We start from the raw sequence: 17,999 nt of genomic DNA, 5'->3' as shown, positions 1-17,999 counted from the left end.
TTGCAAAAACTCAAAGAACTCTTTTCCGATACGCTGGTTTACGGCATCAGCAGTGTGCTTGCAAGGTTTATCAATTATCTGCTTGTACCCCTGCACACCGGTGTGTTCAATACGGCACAATATGGAGTAATTGGTCTGGTGTATGCAGCTATTGCATTTCTGAACGTGGTTTTTACGTTTGGGATGGAGTCGGCGTACCTGCGATATGCTGAAAACCGGGAAAATGCACCCCACGTTTTCAAAACGCTGCAAACCGGACTCCTGATATTCGCATCACTGCTTTGCTTGCTCCTCTACTTGCTGATGCCCTTGCTGTTGCCGCTGATGAGCCTTCCTCCGGGTATTTCAGATATCTTTCTGTTGATGCTGGGCATTCTGTGGCTGGATACGCTATCTATTGTTCCGCTGGCTGAACTGCGCCTCACGCGGCGTTCATGGCTGTTTGCCGGCATCAAGCTGATGAATGTCAGTATCAATATCGGAATGAACTTCTACCTGATTCTTGGATTGGGAATGGGTATTGAATCGGTGTTTCTGGCTAACCTGGCTGCTTCGTTTGTGATGACGATCGTTGCATGGAGTGTAACGGCCGATCTGCTGAAGGGATCATTCAGCCGCGATTGGATGGTGACTGCATTCCGTTTCGGGTGGCCGTTCGTTCCGTCCGGCATCGGTTTCGTGATCAATGAGATGCTCGACCGGTTTCTGCTGTACGGGATAAACCCTGAAAATGCAGCCAGGCTTTACGGGGATGGAACCACTCCTGAGGATGTGGTGGGAATCTACAATGCCTGCTATAAGCTGGCCGTTTTTATGCTGCTGGCGGTACAGATGTTCCGAATGGCATGGCAGCCGTTTTTTATGAGGCATGCGGAAGAGAGGGAGTCCCGAATCATTTTCGGACAGGCTTTTGCATGGTATAATACGTTCTCCGCGCTCCTTTTTTTGGCGGTTGCACTATTCAGGGATCTGATTGTGGCTATAGAGATACCAGGAACGGGGGCCACCATTATCGATAGTGCGTATTGGTCAGGGCTGGAAATTGTACCGTTTTTGCTGCTGGCCTACTGGTTCCATGGATGGTACATCAATTTCTCATCGGGTGTGTTTATCAAGGAGAAAACCCGGGTTTTCTACAAAATAACGCTGATGGGGGCGGGGGTTACGATTGTGTCGAACCTGCTGCTGATACCTCACTTCGGCATGTCCGGTGCCGCAACCGCTACACTTTTGAGCTATGGTGCGATGGCTGTGACGCTCGGGCTGTATAGCAGGAAAGTTATGGAGGTGCCATATCGCCTTACAGAAAGTTTTGCCTTGATGGTGCTTACAGGGGGGCTTGTGTTTGCTGAACCATGGTTTGCAACGCAGATCCCCGTTGGTGAAATGGCTCTCCGGATCCTGTTGCTTATATCAGGAGCACTGATCTCCGTGGCATATCTTGCATGGTATCTCAAAAAGAGTGCAGAGGCAGAACCCTGATGAAACTTCACGACACCAGGCGTCCCTCCGGAACGCATTGAGAGTGCAGTGTCCACCCGTTGGCTGTACCGACCAGACGTTCCTCCGGAACGCGGCAGGTATCTGGTAATGAGTTTGGGTTACTAACATAAAATCATCCCTGATGCGGATTTTATCTGCTGTTTGGGGTTCCCAAAACCACCAAACGTCCAGGTGGGGTGCTTTCCGGTAATATGGGTATGTGATGAGCTCTTTAGTGCAAGGGTGAGTTACGGCTGATCTGTAAATTAAGCCCTAATAGATAAACCCGGACCGGGGTTGAAAATTGGCCGGAAAGCCGCCGGCAAAGCATCCGTCCGGGATGCGGGGTCTGTCTGCTGCCTGCGTTCTGGAAGCCATCTGCGCGCTCCGTTGGTTCGTGCGGTTGGCAACTCCTGCAAACCCGGGACTGTCACTCCGCGCATTCCGGAAAACCGAGTGGTTGACAACTCCTGTAGATCCTGGGTGCCACACCCTTGCATTCCGTAGGGCCGTGCGGTTAGCAATCCCTGCATACCCGGGAATGCCGCTCTACACATCCCGGAAAATCGAGTGGTTGACAACTCCTGTAGATCCTGGGTGCCACACCCTTGCATTCCGTAGGGCCATGCGGTTAGTAATCCCTGCATACCCGGGAATGCCGCTCCACACATCCCGGACAATCGTCTGGCTGGCAACTCCTGCATACCCTGGGCGTTCCATCTTCGCATCCGGGAGGGTCTTTTGGTTGGCAATCTCTCCATATCCGGGCTGTTCTATCTCTGCGTTCCAGCGGAACGCCTGATCGGTAACCCCGCAATAATCTGATCTCTCCATCTCCGCGTTCCGGAGGAACGCCTGATGTCTTACAGATATCGCAACCCCAAATGCTGCCCGTCATATCCCGATCAAAGCAAAAAAATCTGTAAGGAACTACCCAAAAAGAGATCATACATACACAAGAGTGTTAAAAAATCAATTGAGAAGTTGAAAAAGTGAGAAAAACTCAAAACAAAAAAAGCAACGTCCCAAACACCTACTCCCAAATTCATATACATTTGGTTTTTGCTGTGAAATTCAGAAGGGCATTAATCCTTCCGCAATGGAAAAACAGACTTCATATGTACATGACGGGCATTATTCAGAACAATGGACATAAACTGGTCCAGATTAATAGTATGCCAGATCATCTGCACATCCTGATTGGATATAAAATGCATCAGGCCATACCGGCTCTTGTACAAAATCTGAAATCGGAAAGCACCAAATGGATCAACCGAATGGGGCTCAGTAAAGAGACTTTTGCATGGCAGAAAGGATACGGTGCATTTTCCTACTGTAAAAGGGATCTCTCATACGTAATCAGATATATTCAGAATCAGGAATTGCGTCACAAAAAAGAGTCTTTTCTTGGTGAGTATGTTAAAATGCTGGAATCGTTTGAAGTAGATTATAACCCTGAGTATCTGTTTAATGAACTCATTTGAAAAAAAGAGGAAGAAAAAAGGGCTATGAAACAGTGAGAAATCGATTTTTGCATGTAATCTTAAAAGTCAATCATGGGTGATTTAACCAGTTTCAAACATTAAATATCAGATGTCAGTGAACGGTGTCACCAGGCGTCCCTCCGGGACGCATTGAGAGTGCTGCGTCCACCCGGTGGGTGTACCGACCAGACGTTCCTCCGGAACGCTTGCTGGTAATGTGCTCATTTGGCCATAAAATGACTGTTTTGATAAAGGCAGAACACTGATGGTGCTATTGTCCCGGATGCACAATTGGCGGCTTCAGGCAATGCGTTTGAATTCTAAACCGTAGGGGCAAAGGATTGAGTGATCAGCGGATGTATATTCGAATTTGAATCTGTATTTTAGATCACCGGAAAAATGGGAGCTGTCATGCAGCGATTCCGTAAAGTGCCTTTATCGCACCGCGTGACCCACCGCTTCCTTTTACCATATGGTCAGTACATTTAACGGATCAACCCACAATGATCAAATCACTCTACATCAAAGATTTTGCCCTGATTGACGAGCTGGAAGTAGGCTTTGACAGCGGGCTGAACATTCTGACCGGACAGACCGGGGCGGGTAAATCCATTATCATCGGAGCACTGAATATGATTTTGGGTGAGCGGGCGGATACGGAGGTCATCCGGCAGGGCGCTGATAAAGCCATTGCAGAAGCTGCCATTCAGGTGGGCGAGAATGAATCCCTCAAAAGTCTTCTTGAAGAAAATGCAGTCGAATTCAGAGAGGAACTCATTCTGAGACGCGAAATTCGTCAATCAGCCAGCCGTGCGTTTATAAATGATACACCCGTAACCATTTCGGTGTTGAAACTGGTGGGCGATCAGCTGGTGGACCTCCATGGGCAGCACGACCATCAGATGCTTCTTCGCGATGAGAATCATCTTGGTGTGATTGATCAGTACGATGCCATCAAACCCCTGCTGAAGGAGTACAGGGAAGCTTATGAAAAAATGAAGTCTCTACGGCTGGAACTGTCAGCTTTGAGGAAACGTGAACGAGACCTCATGGAAAAAACGGAACTCTATCAGTTTCAGGTTAAGGAGCTGGAAGAGGCTGAACTTTCCGTTCATGAGGAAGAGGAGATTGAAGCGGAAATGAATCTGCTCGACAATGCGGAAGATCTGGATCAAAAGGCGGCATCCATCGCTGAAATCGGAGCAGGAGAAGATATCAGCCTGATGGAGATGCTCAATAACATCAAGCTGACCCTCGAGGATATGGCGCGCATCGAGCCCGAATTCGAAACCTATCTGCAGGAAGTGAACTCCGCTCGGATCAGCATCCAGGAGGCCGTCAGTTTTGCAGAGCGGTATCGCAGCAGGATCGAGTTTAATCCGCAGCGGCTGGAGAAACTTCGCAGTCGTCAGTCTGAGCTAAACCGTCTTCGAAAAAAATACCAGCGTACCATTCCGGAGTTGATCTCTTATTACAATGAGATCAAAAAGGAGCTGAACGTAGCAGAGAACTTTGACCTCGAGATCGAAAAACTGGAAACGGATATCTCTAAACAGGCAGAGATACTTCGGCAGCGTGCAATAAGAGTTCATAACGAGCGGGAACGCATTGGTGAAGTGCTCTCCGCTGAGATTGTAGCCGCACTTGCAAATCTGGGTATCGGCCACGGACAGTTCCGCGTGGACGTGGAGTGGAAAGAGTCGGATACCGGCTGGATTCAGATTGACGGCAAGCAGGTTGAGTGTACCGTTAACGGGTGTGACGACGTTCGGTTTTTCATCTCCACCAATAAGGGTGAAGATCCAAAGCCTTTGGCAAAAATTGCATCAGGCGGTGAAGTGAGCCGTGTGATGCTCTCCCTGAAATCGATTCTGGCCAGGGAACAGCATCTGCCGGTCATGATTTTTGATGAGATCGACACCGGAATCAGCGGCAATATTTCTGAAAAAGTAGGCCGTGAAATGCGAAAGCTTTCCGGACACTGTCAGATTGTAGCGATTACACACCAGCCGCAGATTGCCAGTCAGGCACACAGGCACTACCGCGTAGAAAAAAGGGAAACCGGGGACCGCACAGTTACTCAGATTACACCGCTATCACCTGAAGAGCATATCCGTGAAGTGGCTGCACTGATGAGCGGTGAGAGCATATCCGATTCTGCACTAAGCAGTGCCCGTGAGCTTATTGAGAGAGTGGGAATTCAAAATTAGATAAGAAAAAAGCCCGGTAACAGGCTGCCATTACAAAACATTTCTATCATTCAGCCGTATTTGTGTATCGCAGGTAACCGACATCTTTTGCAGAATAACCGTCCCGTGTAAAACCAAAATTCAAAAAAAGGAAACCAATGACCCCAAAAATGACCTTCCCTTTTTTCCTACTGGTCCTCTCTTTGTGGATTCTGCCTGCTTCAATGCAGGCACAGGACCGAACGGGTGAAACGGTACGGATTGAAACGAACGATGGCACAGTACTGGTCGGCCGGATTGTAGAAGAAAATGAGGATCAGATCATTCTCAGGGTGGATGGACTGGGCGAGATCACCATTGAGAAAACAAACATCCGCTCTTTGCGAACCATTGAACCGGACAGAATCAGGGATGGGAGCTACTGGTTCGAGAACCCTCAGGGTACCCGGTACTTTTTTGCCCCGAATGCGATCGGACTGAAACAGGGTGCCGGATACTACCAAAACACCTGGATTCTGTTAAACAATGCCAATGTGGGAATAACCGATAATGTGTCCATCGGTGCCGGTTTGGTTCCGCTATTTCTATTTGGCCAGTCATCGTTCCCATTCTGGATACTACCCAAAGTTTCCATTCCCATCACTCACGGTAAATTTTATGCGGGTGGAGGAGCCTTGATCGGTGGTGTGGTCGGCGAAGACACCGATGGCGGTTTCGGATTGTTTTATGGAAATACAACGATTGGCAACAGGGATAAAAACCTCACCATAGGCTTTGGATATGGGTTTGGCGGAGGAGAAATTTCCGATACACCGCTGGTAAACGTGAGCGGACTGATCAGGACAAACAGAACATTTCAGCTGCTTGGCGAGATTTACTTTTTGCCGGGTATCGAAGGCAGCGGGTTTGGTATCTTCGGGGGAAGATGGGCTCCAGAAAATTTTGCGCTCGATTTTGGCCTGGCCCGCCCGCTGTCGGCTGTTGACATCGTAGGCGTGCCATGGCTCAGTGTCACCATTCCGTTCGGGAACAGATAATCCGGGACACCGCAGTTTCTTAGTATAACCCCTAATCAAAGATTGATGAAACAGGCAACGTTAACCGTTTTTATTCTTCTTTTTTTTATTAGCAGTTACTCTGCATTTGCTCAAAAAACGGTATTGATTGCATATCACTCCGAAACGGGAAATACGGAGATGATGGCCCGCAGCGTGGCCGACGGAGCAAGGTCGGTTGATGGTATTCAGGTCCTGCTGAAACAGTCTGCAGATGTTACGGAAACGGATCTGAAAAATGCAGATGCTATCATCGTGGGCAGCCCGGTGTATAATGCCGCCATAACCCCCGAAATATCGAGATTTATCGCTTCATGGCCGTTTGAGGGTTCACCGCTGAAGGATAAAATCGGTGCCGTTTTTGTTACCGGGGGTGGTATTTCTGCAGGGGAGGAGCTGGCGCAAACCGGTGTTCTGCAGAGTATGCTCATTTTCGGGATGATTGTGGTAGGCGGCCCCGACTGGACCCAGGCCTTTGGTGCGTCTGCCATTACATCCGAAGAACCGTTCGCTGCAGGGCAACCGGAAAACATTCATCCCCGATTTCTGGAAAAAGGAAGAAAACTGGGTGAACGTGTTGCTCAGGTTACACTTCGCTTCAGTATTGCAGAGTAAAGTTAAACAGATGACTGCAAAGGTTGGTTGAGATCAGAAGGTGAAGCCCATACCAACACTTATTCTGCGGTACGTCAAATCCGTACGCACCACTTCGGTTCCCCATCCGTCAAACTCGAAGGATGACTGATCGATATTATAGCCCGCCTGAATATACCAACCGAAGCCCGATGCGAAATTGAAGTCGATTCCCGCACCGGGATTTATGAGCAATCCTCCTGTATGGCGGTTCAGCGCGGCAGTATCTTCATTTTCGTTCTTCATGGTGAAATTGTATCCCGCTTTCAGATAGATATAGGGGGAGGTGTTGGCTTTCAGGAGCCTGTAATTTACATCCGCAAAGAAAGGGATCAGGTTCAGCGGATCATTGTAGGGTGTAAGGCCTATTCCCAGGCCTGCCGATAGGTGCGGATTGAAATGGAGGCCGTGAATGCTGGCAAACCGAAACGTATTACCGCCTGTACCGCTCAATATTTCAAATCCTGACCGGTTCATATAACCGGAAGTGTTGTAGTGAAGTCCGGTGGAAACCCGGTCACGGTTCACACGCAGGATGTCGTTTACCATTATCAACAGCTCATCAGAATTCGAATAGCGAATGCGTATATGCCCGTTCTCTTTGATCTCCAGAATTTCACCGCGGATCACGCTGCCATTTTTCAGATATATGACGTCTGTTCCGGCTTCACGCTGTTGTCCGGACAGCACGCCGGTAACAGAGACGCATAGCGTAAAAAGAATGAGGAGTGTTTTCATGATATACAATCTGAAAGGTGTTAAATCATCCAGGTTTATGAGAGAACGCTTTTAGTTTCGTAAAAAGTCAACATTTCAACTGAGTTTAGGATAAAAGCTTGTTGAAGAGTGTCCCTCCGTCGGCTGACGGAGGGCAATGGGGCTCTTCCTGTTCAATTTCTTATTTCGCCCCGTGAGGGATCCCTTCGGGAAACTCACGTTAAATCAGCTTATTGGCCCAAATCATCCACCTCACTTACCGGAACCCTGTGATGTTACTCGCTGTACACAGGTATGGTGCTCAGTAGCCGCAGATTATCGAGGTCTGAGTAGTCGTACTGAACAATTCCGCCGCCGCCGGTCACCATCAGCACACCATTCAGGGGGATCACATCATAAGCCTGTATATCCGTGATGTGTCGCAGCTGACGTATTTCAAGCGGATTGGCTGCATCCAGGATTTTTAACCCGTACTCGCCTTCGCTGACAAAGAGCGTTCCGTTATCGATTCCCAGCCCGTGCGGATTGATCATTTCATAGGACTGCACCTTGGTGGGCTGCGTCAGGTTCTCTACATCGATAACTTCAAGGCGGTTGATGCCTCGCGGACACCGTTCACCCTCCCTCAGGGTCACAAAGGCATAATCTCCCTCAACCACAACAGGGTCGCAGGAGGTTGCATGCAGATATACCGAAAGTTGTGAGGGACTGGTCGGGTTGCTCAGCTCATAGATGTACATGGCCGATTCCGACCCGATAAACAGGTTTTCCTGATACGGGAATATGGTTTCAATAGCCCATCCAAGACTTTTCTGATCCACCTTAATCGTATTGTCGGCAGACGTTACGTTAAATGTGATCAGGTCGGTATGGTCCACCGCATACAGGTAATCGCCCTGAATTGTGAACCGGGCCATGGATCCCCCGACCCCGCTTTGCGAACCCTCAGAGCCCGCCCCGCCGCTGAACATCGCGTCGGTGGATGCAAGCGTGCGAAATCCCCAGCCGGGGTGCGATCTGCAGGTTCCTTCACAAATCTCTTCCTTCACTACGGGTTTCCAGTCGATTACGAGGCCCTTTTCCGGATCAACCGCCTGGGTTGTGAATCCGGGAGCCATCTCTGCACTGGTGTTGAATACGTCTTCAATGCGCTCGATAAGCTCAGCATTTTCCAGGTCACTGATATCGAATATCAGCAGGTCTTTTTGCGAATCTGCGTAAAGAATATCGTTCCGGATTGCGAGATCTTTATTTGCCGGAATATTGATGAATCCGACATTAACTGGGCTGGAAGGATCCCGGTTGTCGATGATGTGGATTCCCTCATTTACCTCATTCACAAAAAGGTAGCCGTTGTAAAAATAGATCTTGCCCGGGTTCTCAAGGTCTTTGGCACTTTCCTGTGCAACGGAGTTCAGGAACTCCTCCTGCGACATGTAAACAGGTTCAAATTCAACCCAGGTAATGGTCTGCTTGGTGATGTCATCACAGGAGCTGAGCAACAGCAAGATAAGAACAGGAAATAGCAGAAGGCTGGCGGCTGGTTTTTTCATAGCGGAAACGGTTTAAGGATAATGAAATGGTTTCTGCTATGAGTACAGCCGGGAAAAGAGAGATACCTATGGAGAGAAGAAAAACAGATGAACAGACGAACAGATGAACAGAGAAACAGACGAACAGAGAAACAGAGAAACAGAGAAACCGAACAAGGAGCAACGAACTACGAACAACTATCAACGAACCACGAACTACCAACCTCCAACTACATCCCTCCAAAGGCATTTTCCATGATTACGGCCGGATGCAGGGCTTTGCGCTTAACCCCGTCGGTGATCTGATGCCGGCAGGAGAAGCCCGGTGCGCAGACGATGGCATCGTCCGGCAGTTCGCGAAGTGCGGGAAAGAGCACCTGTTCACCCACGGACATCGATACATCATACTTATCCCGTTCATAACCGAAACTACCCGCCATCCCGCAGCAGCCCGTCTTCAGAGCAACCGGTTCGAAACCCATCAGCTTAAAGGCTTGCATCAGGGGATCTCCACCAACGAGCGCCTTCGTGTGGCAGTGGCCATGAATGTAAACCGTTGACCCGCCAGCCTGCGGCGCATCATCCAATGCCGACAACTCGGTTGTGATAAATTCTTCCCACAAAAACGCGTTTCGCGCGATGGCTGTCGCGTCGTCAAAATCTTGCTCGCTGCAGAGATCGGTGTATTCGTCTCGAAGGGTAAGGATTTCGCTGGGTTCGAGCCCCACAATGGGCATGCTTTTATCCGCATAACCTTTCAGACGGTGAATGTTTTCGGTACAGATGGCCGATGCCTCATCCAGCAGCCCTTTTGAGATCTGCGGCCTTCCCGTGGGAAATATTCCGGGAAATGCTACATCATACCCAAGCTTGTCAATGATTTTGCTGGCGGCAATGGCTGCATCCGGCTCATGGTAGTTGGTAAAGATATCGACCAGCAAAACCACCTCTTTTCTGTCGCGCCCGGTATGGGTTGTCCTGTTCTTTCGGAACCAGCTTTCAAAAGTTTCGGATGCGAACTCCGGCAGGTTTCGTCGCGAATCGATATTGAAAAGCTTTTCAAGAAGCACCTTCACCGGTTTTTGCCGGTTGATAAGATTGGTGACCGGGGCAAATGCGGAAGCCAACGGATAGAGTTTTTCCGGCTGACCAAAAAAGCGTTCCCCGGCGCTTGTACCTTGCTGTTTATGCCATCCGTTCATGAACTCCGCCTTCATTTTAGCCATGTCCACATTGGCGGGGCACTCGCTCTTGCACGCTTTGCAGCTCAGGCAGAGGCTGAGGGCGTCCTTGAGCTCTTCGGATGAAAAAGCCTCCTGCTGCTTGCCGGAAAAAAGCTGACGGAACAGGTTCGCACGTCCGCGGGTATTGTCTTTCTCCTCACGTGTAGCGTGGTAAGAGGGACACATGGTGCCGCCGCTCGCTGCAAGTTTTCTGCACACACCGGCCCCGTTACACTGCTCCACGGCCGCATCAAAACCTCCCGCTTTCCGCCAGTGAAAAATCGTGTCTACATCCGGTTTTTTGTAATCAGGAGAAAATCGAAGATGAGAGTCGATAGGTGCCGGACGAACAATTTTACCGGGGTTGAACCGGTTTTCGGGATCCCAGATATCTTTCACCCGTTCCAGGAGCGGCATCATCTCCTTTCCAAGCACGGTTTCAATGTACGGTGCGCGGGCGCGTCCGTCGCCGTGCTCACCCGACAATGAACCGCGATATTTTTTAACCAGCTCCGCCACTTCTTCGGCAATCTCTTTCAGCGTTTGGATGCCCTCAGGTTTTGTGGTGTCGATAACGGGCCGCAGATGAAGCTCTCCTACCGAAGCATGGGCGTAGAACACGCAGCTGGTGTTGTGCTTTTGCAGGATCTGCTGAAACTCTTCTACATAGTCGGGAAGATCATCCACCCGTACTGCAGTATCTTCCACAAATGTCGGCGAAGGGGATTTTCTCCCCAGACCCATCAGCAGGCCCAGGCCGGCTTTACGGAGATCCCAGACCCGGCTCATCTCCTCTTCGGCAGCGTGCACAGGATGTGCATATCCAAGCCCTTTATCTTTCAGAGCCTTGCCCAGGCCGTGTGCCTTTTCCGCAATCTCTTCCGCATCGTCGCCCTCAAACTGGATAATCAGAATACAGCCGGGTTCACCATCGAGGAAGAACCGGTTTCGCCTCTGTTCGATATTGCCTTTGGTTGCGTCCAGGATAATGTTGTCGACCAGCTCTACTGCGGCCGGATTCCATTTCACGGCCTCCACGGTTGCGAGCATCGACTCGCGAAGGGTTTTGAACTGCGGGATGAGAAGTACTTTGTGCTTGGGGACCGGCACCAGATTCAGTTTGGCTGATGTTGTCATGGCCAGGGTTCCCTCGCTGCCGCACAACAGTTCGGCCATGTTGAACGGACGGCCGCCCGGCGTGACAGGTTCCATCTCACACAATCTGTCGAGTGCATAGCCCGTATTTCTTCGGATGATATCCGGGTGAGGATAGTTCTTAAAAATGGCGTCGCGATACTTGTGAAGCAGCTCAAGCATCCCACGATAGATGTCGCCCTCAAGGTTTTCGAGCGACAGTTTATTTTGAAGCTCTTTTTCAGAAAGCGGATGGAACACCGCCGTTGACCCGTCCGACAAGACCGCGTCGATCTCCAGGATATGCTCCCGGGTGGTTTTATGTTTTATAGAAAATGCACCGCAGGAGTTGTTGCCGATCATTCCGCCGATCATGCAGCGGTTGGTGGTGGCCGTATCGGGACCGAATTGCAGGCCGTATTGACCGGCCTCGCGGTTAAGCGTATCACGGATCACGCCCGGCTCCACGCGCGCCCATCGTTCATCCGGGTTGATCTCCAGGATGCGGGTCATGTGACGGGATACATCCATGATCACGCCGCTCCCTGTTGTCTGCCCGGCCAGGCTGGTACCGGCGCTTCGTGGGGTTATGGAAAAACCCTCTTCCGCTGACCGGAAAACAAGACGGCGGATATCGTCCGGATTTTCAGGGAATGCCACACCTTTCGGAAGCTCTTCATAGAGGGAGGCATCGGTAGAGTAAAGCCGGCGGGTAAGGGTATCGGTTTGGAAAGTTGACAAGATTACAATCTGAAATAGTTATATAAGTAATTACAAAATGTTTTTACATTTTTTTACTTGACAATAATATCTGGGGGGGGGGTTATTTACATTTACGCTTGTTATTTATTAACTAAACGGTATTAAATTATGAAAACATTACAAAGAAAATTAAAGATGGTATTTACTTTGGTTTCAGTAAGCATAGCCGCAATTGCTTTATTTATTGTGGTGCCTGAAGAAACATGTGCAGAAGGATCATTTGTATCATGTGATGATGAAATATGGGTAATCTGGACTAACGCACAGGAATGTGGATGTTACACGATTACATACCCAGAACAAATTGGATTTGCATGTCCTGGTGAATGTTGCAGCATAGGTGGTGGTGGTGGAAGTGATCCAGGTGAAGGAAACTGAAAAATATCAATTTTTTATAATCCACGAAGGCATAGACCTTCGTGGGTTTAAATCTTATAGTTCATGAGAAACATAGTTTATACAATATTAGTTATAATTTTTATTAATTCATCAACTAATTTTTTTGAAGAAGAAATTGTTATAATCAAAAAAATTATTCTTCAAGAAAATCTACAACATGCCGTAGATTTGCAAGAGGTCAGTTTTTTTTCAGATTCATCATTTGTTGCAAGTTCTCATCCCAGTCGGTATCCTCAAGTAATACATTATAATAAAGACGGTTTGCAGATAAATGTAATTTCAAAAAGGGGGCGTGGTCCATTTGAATTTATGCGACCTACGAATGTTCAAGTTTGTAATGATGAAATATATGTATGGGATCATCAGTTATCCAAGCTTATGATTTTTGACCGCAACGGTGAAGGAATCAAAGAGAGCACTATAATGGAAAATAATTCAGCCTCCATGGCTCTGGATTGTAATGAAAACATTATAGCCTATTTCACAAGAAGGAGTGTGCCATTAAACTTTGTACGAATCATAAACTACGAAGAGGATATTTTTATCAAAGATGTTGGAAGTCAAACAATTGAACATGAACTTATGACAACCAGGGTTGATTTCCATTTCAATATGTATATGAATTATCCCAATTTGTATTATGGAAGCCCTATCAGGGATGAAATAGTTGTTTACAATATTCTTTCAGATTCAGAAAAAAATATATCATTAAATGATGACGATTTTTATTTAGGACCGAATAGGTATGAAACAAGAGACCAGGTAAATCAAGATATTAGAAATGCAATCAGAATGCCTTATATATTCAGTCAATTCAAAGGTATATATGAATTGACAGATTTTATAGTTGGAATTACCGAAGTTGGGTTCTATAATCCTGAGAATATTGGCATATTGATTGGTAATGAATATAACTACGAAGAGGATGATCCCAGAAGATTAAACTTGTTTGTTTATGACAAAAACATGGGCTTTATAAAAAAAATAAACATGAATAAAGAAATTCATGAAGAAGTAGGCTTGAAGGTTGTTTCTAGTTTCGGTAATAGCCTTGTTTTTTATAGGGCCGATTCAGATTCAGATGAGGTTCAGCATACTTTATATTTTTTAAGAATATCACTTTAGAATTTTTAATTAAAAAATTTAATGATATTTCAATTTATATCTTCTAAAGCCCAAAGCTGCTTTTAACCTTCTCCGTAATTTCAGAACCGATCGCAAGTCCGGCCGTGGCCGCGGGACTCGGGGCGTTCAGTACGTGAACTTCGTTCTCTGTGGTTTCGAAATAGAAGTCGTCCAGAATTTCGCCGTCGGGCTTCAGGGCCATGGCGCGTACACCCGATGGTGATTCCGTAATGTCGCTGATCCCGATCGAAGGGATCAGTTTCTGAAGATTTTCAAGAAACCCCTGCTTTGAGAAGGAGCGGTAGAGTTCGTCAATGCCCATGCGCCAGTGATTTCCCGCAAGCTTCCAAAAACCCGGAAAATTGAAGGTATCGATCACATCGTTTATGTCGAATGAGGTTTTTTCATACCCTTCCCGCTTGAAGGCAAAAACGGCGTTGGGTCCGCACTCCACGCCGCCGAGGGCCATGCGTGTAAAATGAACGCCTAAAAAGGGAAATTCAGGATTGGGGACGGGATAGATCAATGCCTTTACCTTGTGCTGGGCATTGGGTGTGAGCTCATAATACTCGCCGCGAAAGGGCACGATTTTTACAGGAGAGGTGATACCGGAAGCGTGCGCGATTCTGTCGGAGTGCAGGCCCGCGCAATTGATCAGGTAACGTGCGCTGATTCGCTCTTTGCCGGTCTGAACCGTGACGGTACCATTGTTATGATAAACGGATTTGACAGCACTATTGAGCCGTATTTCGTTGCCTGCATCATTCAGCAATTCTGCAAGTTTGCGGCATACACCAGCGTAGTCTACAATGCCTGAACAGGGTACGTGGATGGCCTGAATACCATTCACCCAGGGCTCAATTTCCTTCATTTCATCGGGTCCGATCATAGAGATCCCCTCGATTTCATTCTCGAGGCCCCTCTGATAGATTTTTTCGAGTCCCGGTTTCTCCGATTCATCAGTCGCAACGATCACCTTGCCGCAGACCTCATGGGTAATTCCGTGTTCACGGCAGAATGCCACCAGTTCGTGCCTGCCCTCTACACAATTCCTGGCTTTGTAACTTCCGGGCTTATAGTAGATGCCGGAATGGATCACACCCGAGTTTCTTCCTGTTTGATGCGCTGCTACACGATCCTCTTTTTCCAGTACGAGGATATTGGCATCGGGATAGGCTTTCGATAGCTTATATGCGGTTGACAGGCCGACGATGCCTGCACCCACAATTAAAAAATCGTACGTCATAAAACGGACTTCTGTTTGGTTTTGTTGGAGCCGGTGTAAGAATGAATATTCATTGAAAATAAAGAAATCAGGGCTTTGTAGTTAGTTAAAACATTTTTATCGAATATCCCTTATTTTGAGTGCTTGAACTAATTCTGAAAACTTCTATGAAATACCTTTTATCATCAATTTTTCTGGTCGGTATGCTGCTGTTCATGTCAGCCTGCTCCGGCGATCCCAATACTCCGGAAGCTATCGTGGAAAATGCGGTATTTGCCGACCTTGACGGAAATGAGGTACATGTAAGCGACTTCGAGGGAAAACTTCTCATTATTGATTTCTGGGAGACCTGGTGCGGCCCCTGCCTGCAGGTGTTTCCCTCACTCGATCAGCTTCGCGAGGAATACCCGGACAATTTTGAAGTTCTGGCTGTTACGGCCGGGATGAATGAAGGACCTGAGGATGCCCGCGCTTTTGCCGAAGAAAACGACTATGACTTCAACTGGCTTTATGACCAGAACGGCGTATTTACAAAACTCGGCGGATATGCTATACCATTTAAGGTCTTTGTGGATCCTGATGGAAACTTAATCAAAATAGAAATGGGTTCATATGGCCGTGAGGGCGACTACAACCGCACAAAAGCGATGATCGAAGAGTACATGTAGCCAGCCTGAATGACCGGCTTAAAAAAACTGTTAATCAGAAAATCTTTAAGAACAAAATCAATAGAATGGAACAACAAGTAGACAAATTGCCATATAAGGTAAAAGATATCAGCCTCGCGAAATACGGACGGGATGAAATCCGTCTGGCGGAAGCTGAAATGCCGGGGTTGATGGCAACCCGCGAAGAATTTGGAAAGGATAAACCACTGAAAGGAGCCCGGATCGCAGGCTGTCTTCATATGACGGTTCAGACCGCCGTGCTGATTGAAACGCTGATTGAGCTGGGTGCGGAAGTACAATGGTCATCCTGCAACATTTACTCCACGCAGGATCACGCAGCAGCTGCCATTGCCAAAGCCGGAATCCCGGTCTATGCATGGAAGGGAATGACCGAGGAAGAGTATGAATGGTGCATCGAGCAAACCCTCTTTTTTGAGGATGGCCAGCCCCTTAACATGATTCTGGATGATGGCGGCGACCTCACCAACATGGTACTCGACAAATATCCCGAGTTAACAAATAACATCCGCGGTATATCCGAAGAAACCACAACCGGTGTTCTGAGGCTCTATGAGCGTATGAAGAACAATACGCTTACCATTCCTGCTATAAACGTGAACGACTCTGTCACCAAGTCAAAGTTTGACAACAAATATGGCTGTAAAGAGTCCTGCGTAGATGCAATCCGGCGCGCCACCGATGTGATGATGGCCGGCAAGGTTGCTGTTGTGGCCGGTTACGGAGATGTGGGTAAAGGATCCGCAGCATCGCTTCGCGGCGCCGGCGCACGCGTTATTGTGACCGAAATTGATCCAATCTGTGCACTTCAGGCGGCTATGGACGGATATGCTGTGAAGAAAATGTCGGATGCCGTTAAGGAAGCCGATATTGTGGTTACAGCCACAGGTAACAAGGATATCCTTACCGCTGAGCATTTTGAAAGCATGAAAGACAAAGCGATTGTTGGAAACATCGGTCATTTCGACAATGAAATAGACGTGAAATGGCTCAAGACAAATGCTGAAGAGGAAAATATCAAACCACAGGTAGACCTGTTTCGCCTGAAAGACGGAAAAGAGATTATTCTCCTCTCACAGGGCCGCCTGATGAACCTGGGTAATGCAACGGGTCATCCAAGCTTTGTGATGAGCAATAGCTTCACCAACCAGACCATTGCGCAGATTGCGCTCTGGAATGAAGAGTTTGAGGTAGGAGTGCATGTTCTGCCGAAACACCTTGACGAGAAAGTAGCCCGGCTCCACCTGAAGAAAATCGGTGTGGATCTGGAGGAGCTTACCGATGAGCAGTCGGAGTATATCGGTGTGTCGAAAGAAGGCCCATATAAGCCCGATCACTACCGGTACTGATCCAAAAAAATCCGACAAAGGTTCTATAAAAGGCGTGGAGAAGAGACTCTTCACGCCTTTTTTATTTCAGAGATAATCAATCGGTGAATCGTTCGTTCATCGTCGTTCGTCAATCAGGTACCTCTGAACTGCGAATCACCGAACGACCGAATTACGATTTCAGAAGCATTTCTAATACTGAAACTTGCACCCTGCACCCTGCACCCTGCACCTTGCACCTTGCACCCAAAAAATAAAAAAGCGCTGTACCGTTCGATACAGCGCTCTGAAGTTACTGCTTAAGTCCTGCCGTCTCAGTTTTTAGTGAACTGTACGTTCAGGTTCAGTTTTACATCATCCGAAACTACAATATTTCCCGCCTCAGTAACGGCGCTCCATGTAAGGCCAAACTCTTTGCGATTGATCTTTCCGGATACCTCAAAGCCTGCTTTGGTATTTCCATAAGGATCCACAACGGTTCCTCCATACTCTGCATCCAGCTCCACCTTTCGGGTATTGCCCCGGATGGTGAGGTCGCCGGTAAGTCTGTAGAGGCCATCTCCAACTTTGGTAAATGAATCGGAAACAAAAGAAAGGGAGGGGTATTCCACTGCATTAAAGAAATCGTCCGACTTCAGATGATTGTCACGGTCTTCATTTCCGGTATCGATACTGTCAATAGCAGCTTCAAAGGCGATCCTGGCATTCTCAAAATCCTCGTTGTCAGTTTCAACGCTTGCATCAAACTGCTTGAATTTTCCGGTAACGGTTGAAATTACAAGATGCTTAACTTTGAATGTGATTTCAGAATGTGTGGTATCGATACCCCATTGGGTAAGTGTATTGGTGCTCATTTGATTCAAATTTTAGAGTTAATGTAAAATAGTTTAATGTTGAACTATATTACGTACTTCATCATTCCGGATCAAGAAAATTTTTCCACTTTTCTGCATCGGTAAAACCCCTATATGGGTTTCAGTGTGTTCCTTATATACGTTCCACAAGGTTTTTTGTTGATTACGTAC

Annotated in this window: 15 protein-coding genes; 9 read left to right on the top strand and 6 right to left on the bottom strand. The window is 47.7% G+C overall.

Features of this window, described 5'->3' with window-relative positions; all coding sequences use genetic code 11:
* A complete protein-coding gene (locus tag DDZ15_RS00750) occupies nt 1-1,482 on the top strand; it encodes a lipopolysaccharide biosynthesis protein (RefSeq protein ID WP_109643861.1) in 1,482 nt (493 codons plus the stop codon).
* Between the two features lie 549 nt (nt 1,483-2,031).
* Here DDZ15_RS00750 and DDZ15_RS00745 read toward each other — a convergent pair.
* Nucleotides 2,032-2,316: a hypothetical protein gene (locus DDZ15_RS00745; protein WP_109643859.1), complete on the bottom strand. Its 285-nt coding sequence runs from the start codon at nt 2,314-2,316 to the stop codon at nt 2,032-2,034.
* A gap of 158 nt (nt 2,317-2,474) precedes the next feature.
* On the opposite strand from DDZ15_RS00745, the gene tnpA reads away from it, so the two are divergent.
* The 4 genes from tnpA to DDZ15_RS00725 all read left to right on the top strand — a co-directional run bounded on the left by tnpA (nt 2,475) and on the right by DDZ15_RS00725 (nt 6,825).
* On the top strand, nt 2,475-2,966 hold the full coding sequence (gene tnpA, locus DDZ15_RS00740; RefSeq protein WP_109643857.1) for an IS200/IS605 family transposase: 492 nt from the start codon (nt 2,475-2,477) through the stop codon (nt 2,964-2,966).
* A 503-nt stretch (nt 2,967-3,469) separates the two neighbouring features.
* Entirely contained in the window at nt 3,470-5,176 is a 1,707-nt protein-coding gene (gene recN, locus DDZ15_RS00735; protein ID WP_109643855.1) for a DNA repair protein RecN, read from the top strand.
* A gap of 137 nt (nt 5,177-5,313) precedes the next feature.
* Nucleotides 5,314-6,192: an LSm family protein gene (locus DDZ15_RS00730; RefSeq protein ID WP_199222840.1), complete on the top strand. Its 879-nt coding sequence runs from the start codon at nt 5,314-5,316 to the stop codon at nt 6,190-6,192.
* 45 nt (nt 6,193-6,237) lie between these two features.
* Entirely contained in the window at nt 6,238-6,825 is a 588-nt protein-coding gene (locus tag DDZ15_RS00725) for a flavodoxin family protein (RefSeq protein ID WP_109643853.1), read from the top strand.
* 33 nt (nt 6,826-6,858) lie between these two features.
* Here DDZ15_RS00725 and DDZ15_RS00720 read toward each other — a convergent pair whose 3' ends face one another.
* From DDZ15_RS00720 to DDZ15_RS00710, 3 genes are all read right to left on the bottom strand, one after another.
* The gene (locus DDZ15_RS00720; protein WP_109643851.1) at nt 6,859-7,581 is read right to left on the bottom strand and encodes a hypothetical protein; all 723 of its coding nucleotides are present in this window, start codon (nt 7,579-7,581) and stop codon (nt 6,859-6,861) included.
* Nucleotides 7,582-7,835: 254 nt separating this feature from the next.
* Nucleotides 7,836-9,113 (bottom strand): LVIVD repeat-containing protein, encoded by a 1,278-nt coding sequence (locus DDZ15_RS00715; RefSeq protein WP_109643849.1) that lies wholly within the window; start codon nt 9,111-9,113, stop codon nt 7,836-7,838.
* Between the two features lie 209 nt (nt 9,114-9,322).
* Complete coding sequence (locus tag DDZ15_RS00710; protein ID WP_109643847.1) at nt 9,323-12,190, bottom strand: FAD-binding and (Fe-S)-binding domain-containing protein; 2,868 nt, start codon at nt 12,188-12,190, stop codon at nt 9,323-9,325.
* A gap of 129 nt (nt 12,191-12,319) precedes the next feature.
* On the opposite strand from DDZ15_RS00710, the gene DDZ15_RS16570 reads away from it, so the two are divergent.
* Together DDZ15_RS16570 and DDZ15_RS00705 are read left to right on the top strand one after the other, a co-directional pair.
* Nucleotides 12,320-12,589: a hypothetical protein gene (locus DDZ15_RS16570; RefSeq protein WP_146198472.1), complete on the top strand. Its 270-nt coding sequence runs from the start codon at nt 12,320-12,322 to the stop codon at nt 12,587-12,589.
* A 63-nt stretch (nt 12,590-12,652) separates the two neighbouring features.
* Nucleotides 12,653-13,735, top strand: coding sequence for a 6-bladed beta-propeller (locus DDZ15_RS00705; RefSeq protein ID WP_109643845.1), 1,083 nt, complete (start codon nt 12,653-12,655; stop codon nt 13,733-13,735).
* Nucleotides 13,736-13,778: 43 nt separating this feature from the next.
* Here the strand turns inward: DDZ15_RS00705 and lhgO are convergent, their stop codons facing one another.
* A complete protein-coding gene (lhgO, locus tag DDZ15_RS00700) occupies nt 13,779-14,981 on the bottom strand; it encodes an L-2-hydroxyglutarate oxidase (protein WP_109643843.1) in 1,203 nt (400 codons plus the stop codon).
* Between the two features lie 146 nt (nt 14,982-15,127).
* Here lhgO and DDZ15_RS00695 point away from each other — a divergent pair, with 146 nt between their 5' ends.
* Both DDZ15_RS00695 and ahcY read left to right on the top strand, forming a co-directional pair.
* Nucleotides 15,128-15,628 carry a TlpA family protein disulfide reductase gene (locus tag DDZ15_RS00695; RefSeq protein ID WP_146198471.1) on the top strand — a complete coding sequence of 167 codons (501 nt, stop codon included), beginning with the start codon at nt 15,128-15,130 and terminating at the stop codon, nt 15,626-15,628.
* Nucleotides 15,629-15,693: 65 nt separating this feature from the next.
* On the top strand, nt 15,694-16,995 hold the full coding sequence (gene ahcY, locus DDZ15_RS00690) for an adenosylhomocysteinase (RefSeq protein WP_109643839.1): 1,302 nt from the start codon (nt 15,694-15,696) through the stop codon (nt 16,993-16,995).
* A 293-nt stretch (nt 16,996-17,288) separates the two neighbouring features.
* Here ahcY and DDZ15_RS00685 read toward each other — a convergent pair whose 3' ends face one another.
* Nucleotides 17,289-17,828 carry a YceI family protein gene (locus DDZ15_RS00685; RefSeq protein WP_109643838.1) on the bottom strand — a complete coding sequence of 180 codons (540 nt, stop codon included), beginning with the start codon at nt 17,826-17,828 and terminating at the stop codon, nt 17,289-17,291.
* Between the last annotated feature and the right edge of the window lie 171 nt (nt 17,829-17,999).

The sequence above is a fragment of the Rhodohalobacter mucosus genome (assembly GCF_003150675.1).
In the GTDB taxonomy this organism is placed as follows: Bacteria; Bacteroidota; Rhodothermia; order Balneolales; family Balneolaceae; genus Rhodohalobacter; species Rhodohalobacter mucosus.
Note: the sequence above shows the minus strand (reverse complement) of the source record. Positions and strands in the feature narration are given on the sequence as shown.

Excerpts from the sequence above, each read along its gene's own strand:
- DDZ15_RS00745 (WP_109643859.1), bottom strand. The coding sequence starts at position 2,316 with ATGGAGAGATCAGATTATTGCGGGGTTACCGATCAGGCGTTCCGCTGG.
- recN (WP_109643855.1), top strand. The coding sequence starts at position 3,470 with ATGATCAAATCACTCTACATCAAAGATTTTGCCCTGATTGACGAGCTG.
- DDZ15_RS00730 (WP_199222840.1), top strand. The coding sequence starts at position 5,314 with ATGACCCCAAAAATGACCTTCCCTTTTTTCCTACTGGTCCTCTCTTTG.
- DDZ15_RS00725 (WP_109643853.1), top strand. The coding sequence starts at position 6,238 with ATGAAACAGGCAACGTTAACCGTTTTTATTCTTCTTTTTTTTATTAGC.
- DDZ15_RS00720 (WP_109643851.1), bottom strand. The coding sequence starts at position 7,581 with ATGAAAACACTCCTCATTCTTTTTACGCTATGCGTCTCTGTTACCGGC.
- DDZ15_RS00715 (WP_109643849.1), bottom strand. The coding sequence starts at position 9,113 with ATGAAAAAACCAGCCGCCAGCCTTCTGCTATTTCCTGTTCTTATCTTG.
- DDZ15_RS16570 (WP_146198472.1), top strand. The coding sequence starts at position 12,320 with ATGAAAACATTACAAAGAAAATTAAAGATGGTATTTACTTTGGTTTCA.
- DDZ15_RS00705 (WP_109643845.1), top strand. The coding sequence starts at position 12,653 with ATGAGAAACATAGTTTATACAATATTAGTTATAATTTTTATTAATTCA.
- lhgO (WP_109643843.1), bottom strand. The coding sequence starts at position 14,981 with ATGACGTACGATTTTTTAATTGTGGGTGCAGGCATCGTCGGCCTGTCA.
- DDZ15_RS00695 (WP_146198471.1), top strand. The coding sequence starts at position 15,128 with ATGAAATACCTTTTATCATCAATTTTTCTGGTCGGTATGCTGCTGTTC.
- ahcY (WP_109643839.1), top strand. The coding sequence starts at position 15,694 with ATGGAACAACAAGTAGACAAATTGCCATATAAGGTAAAAGATATCAGC.
- DDZ15_RS00685 (WP_109643838.1), bottom strand. The coding sequence starts at position 17,828 with ATGAGCACCAATACACTTACCCAATGGGGTATCGATACCACACATTCT.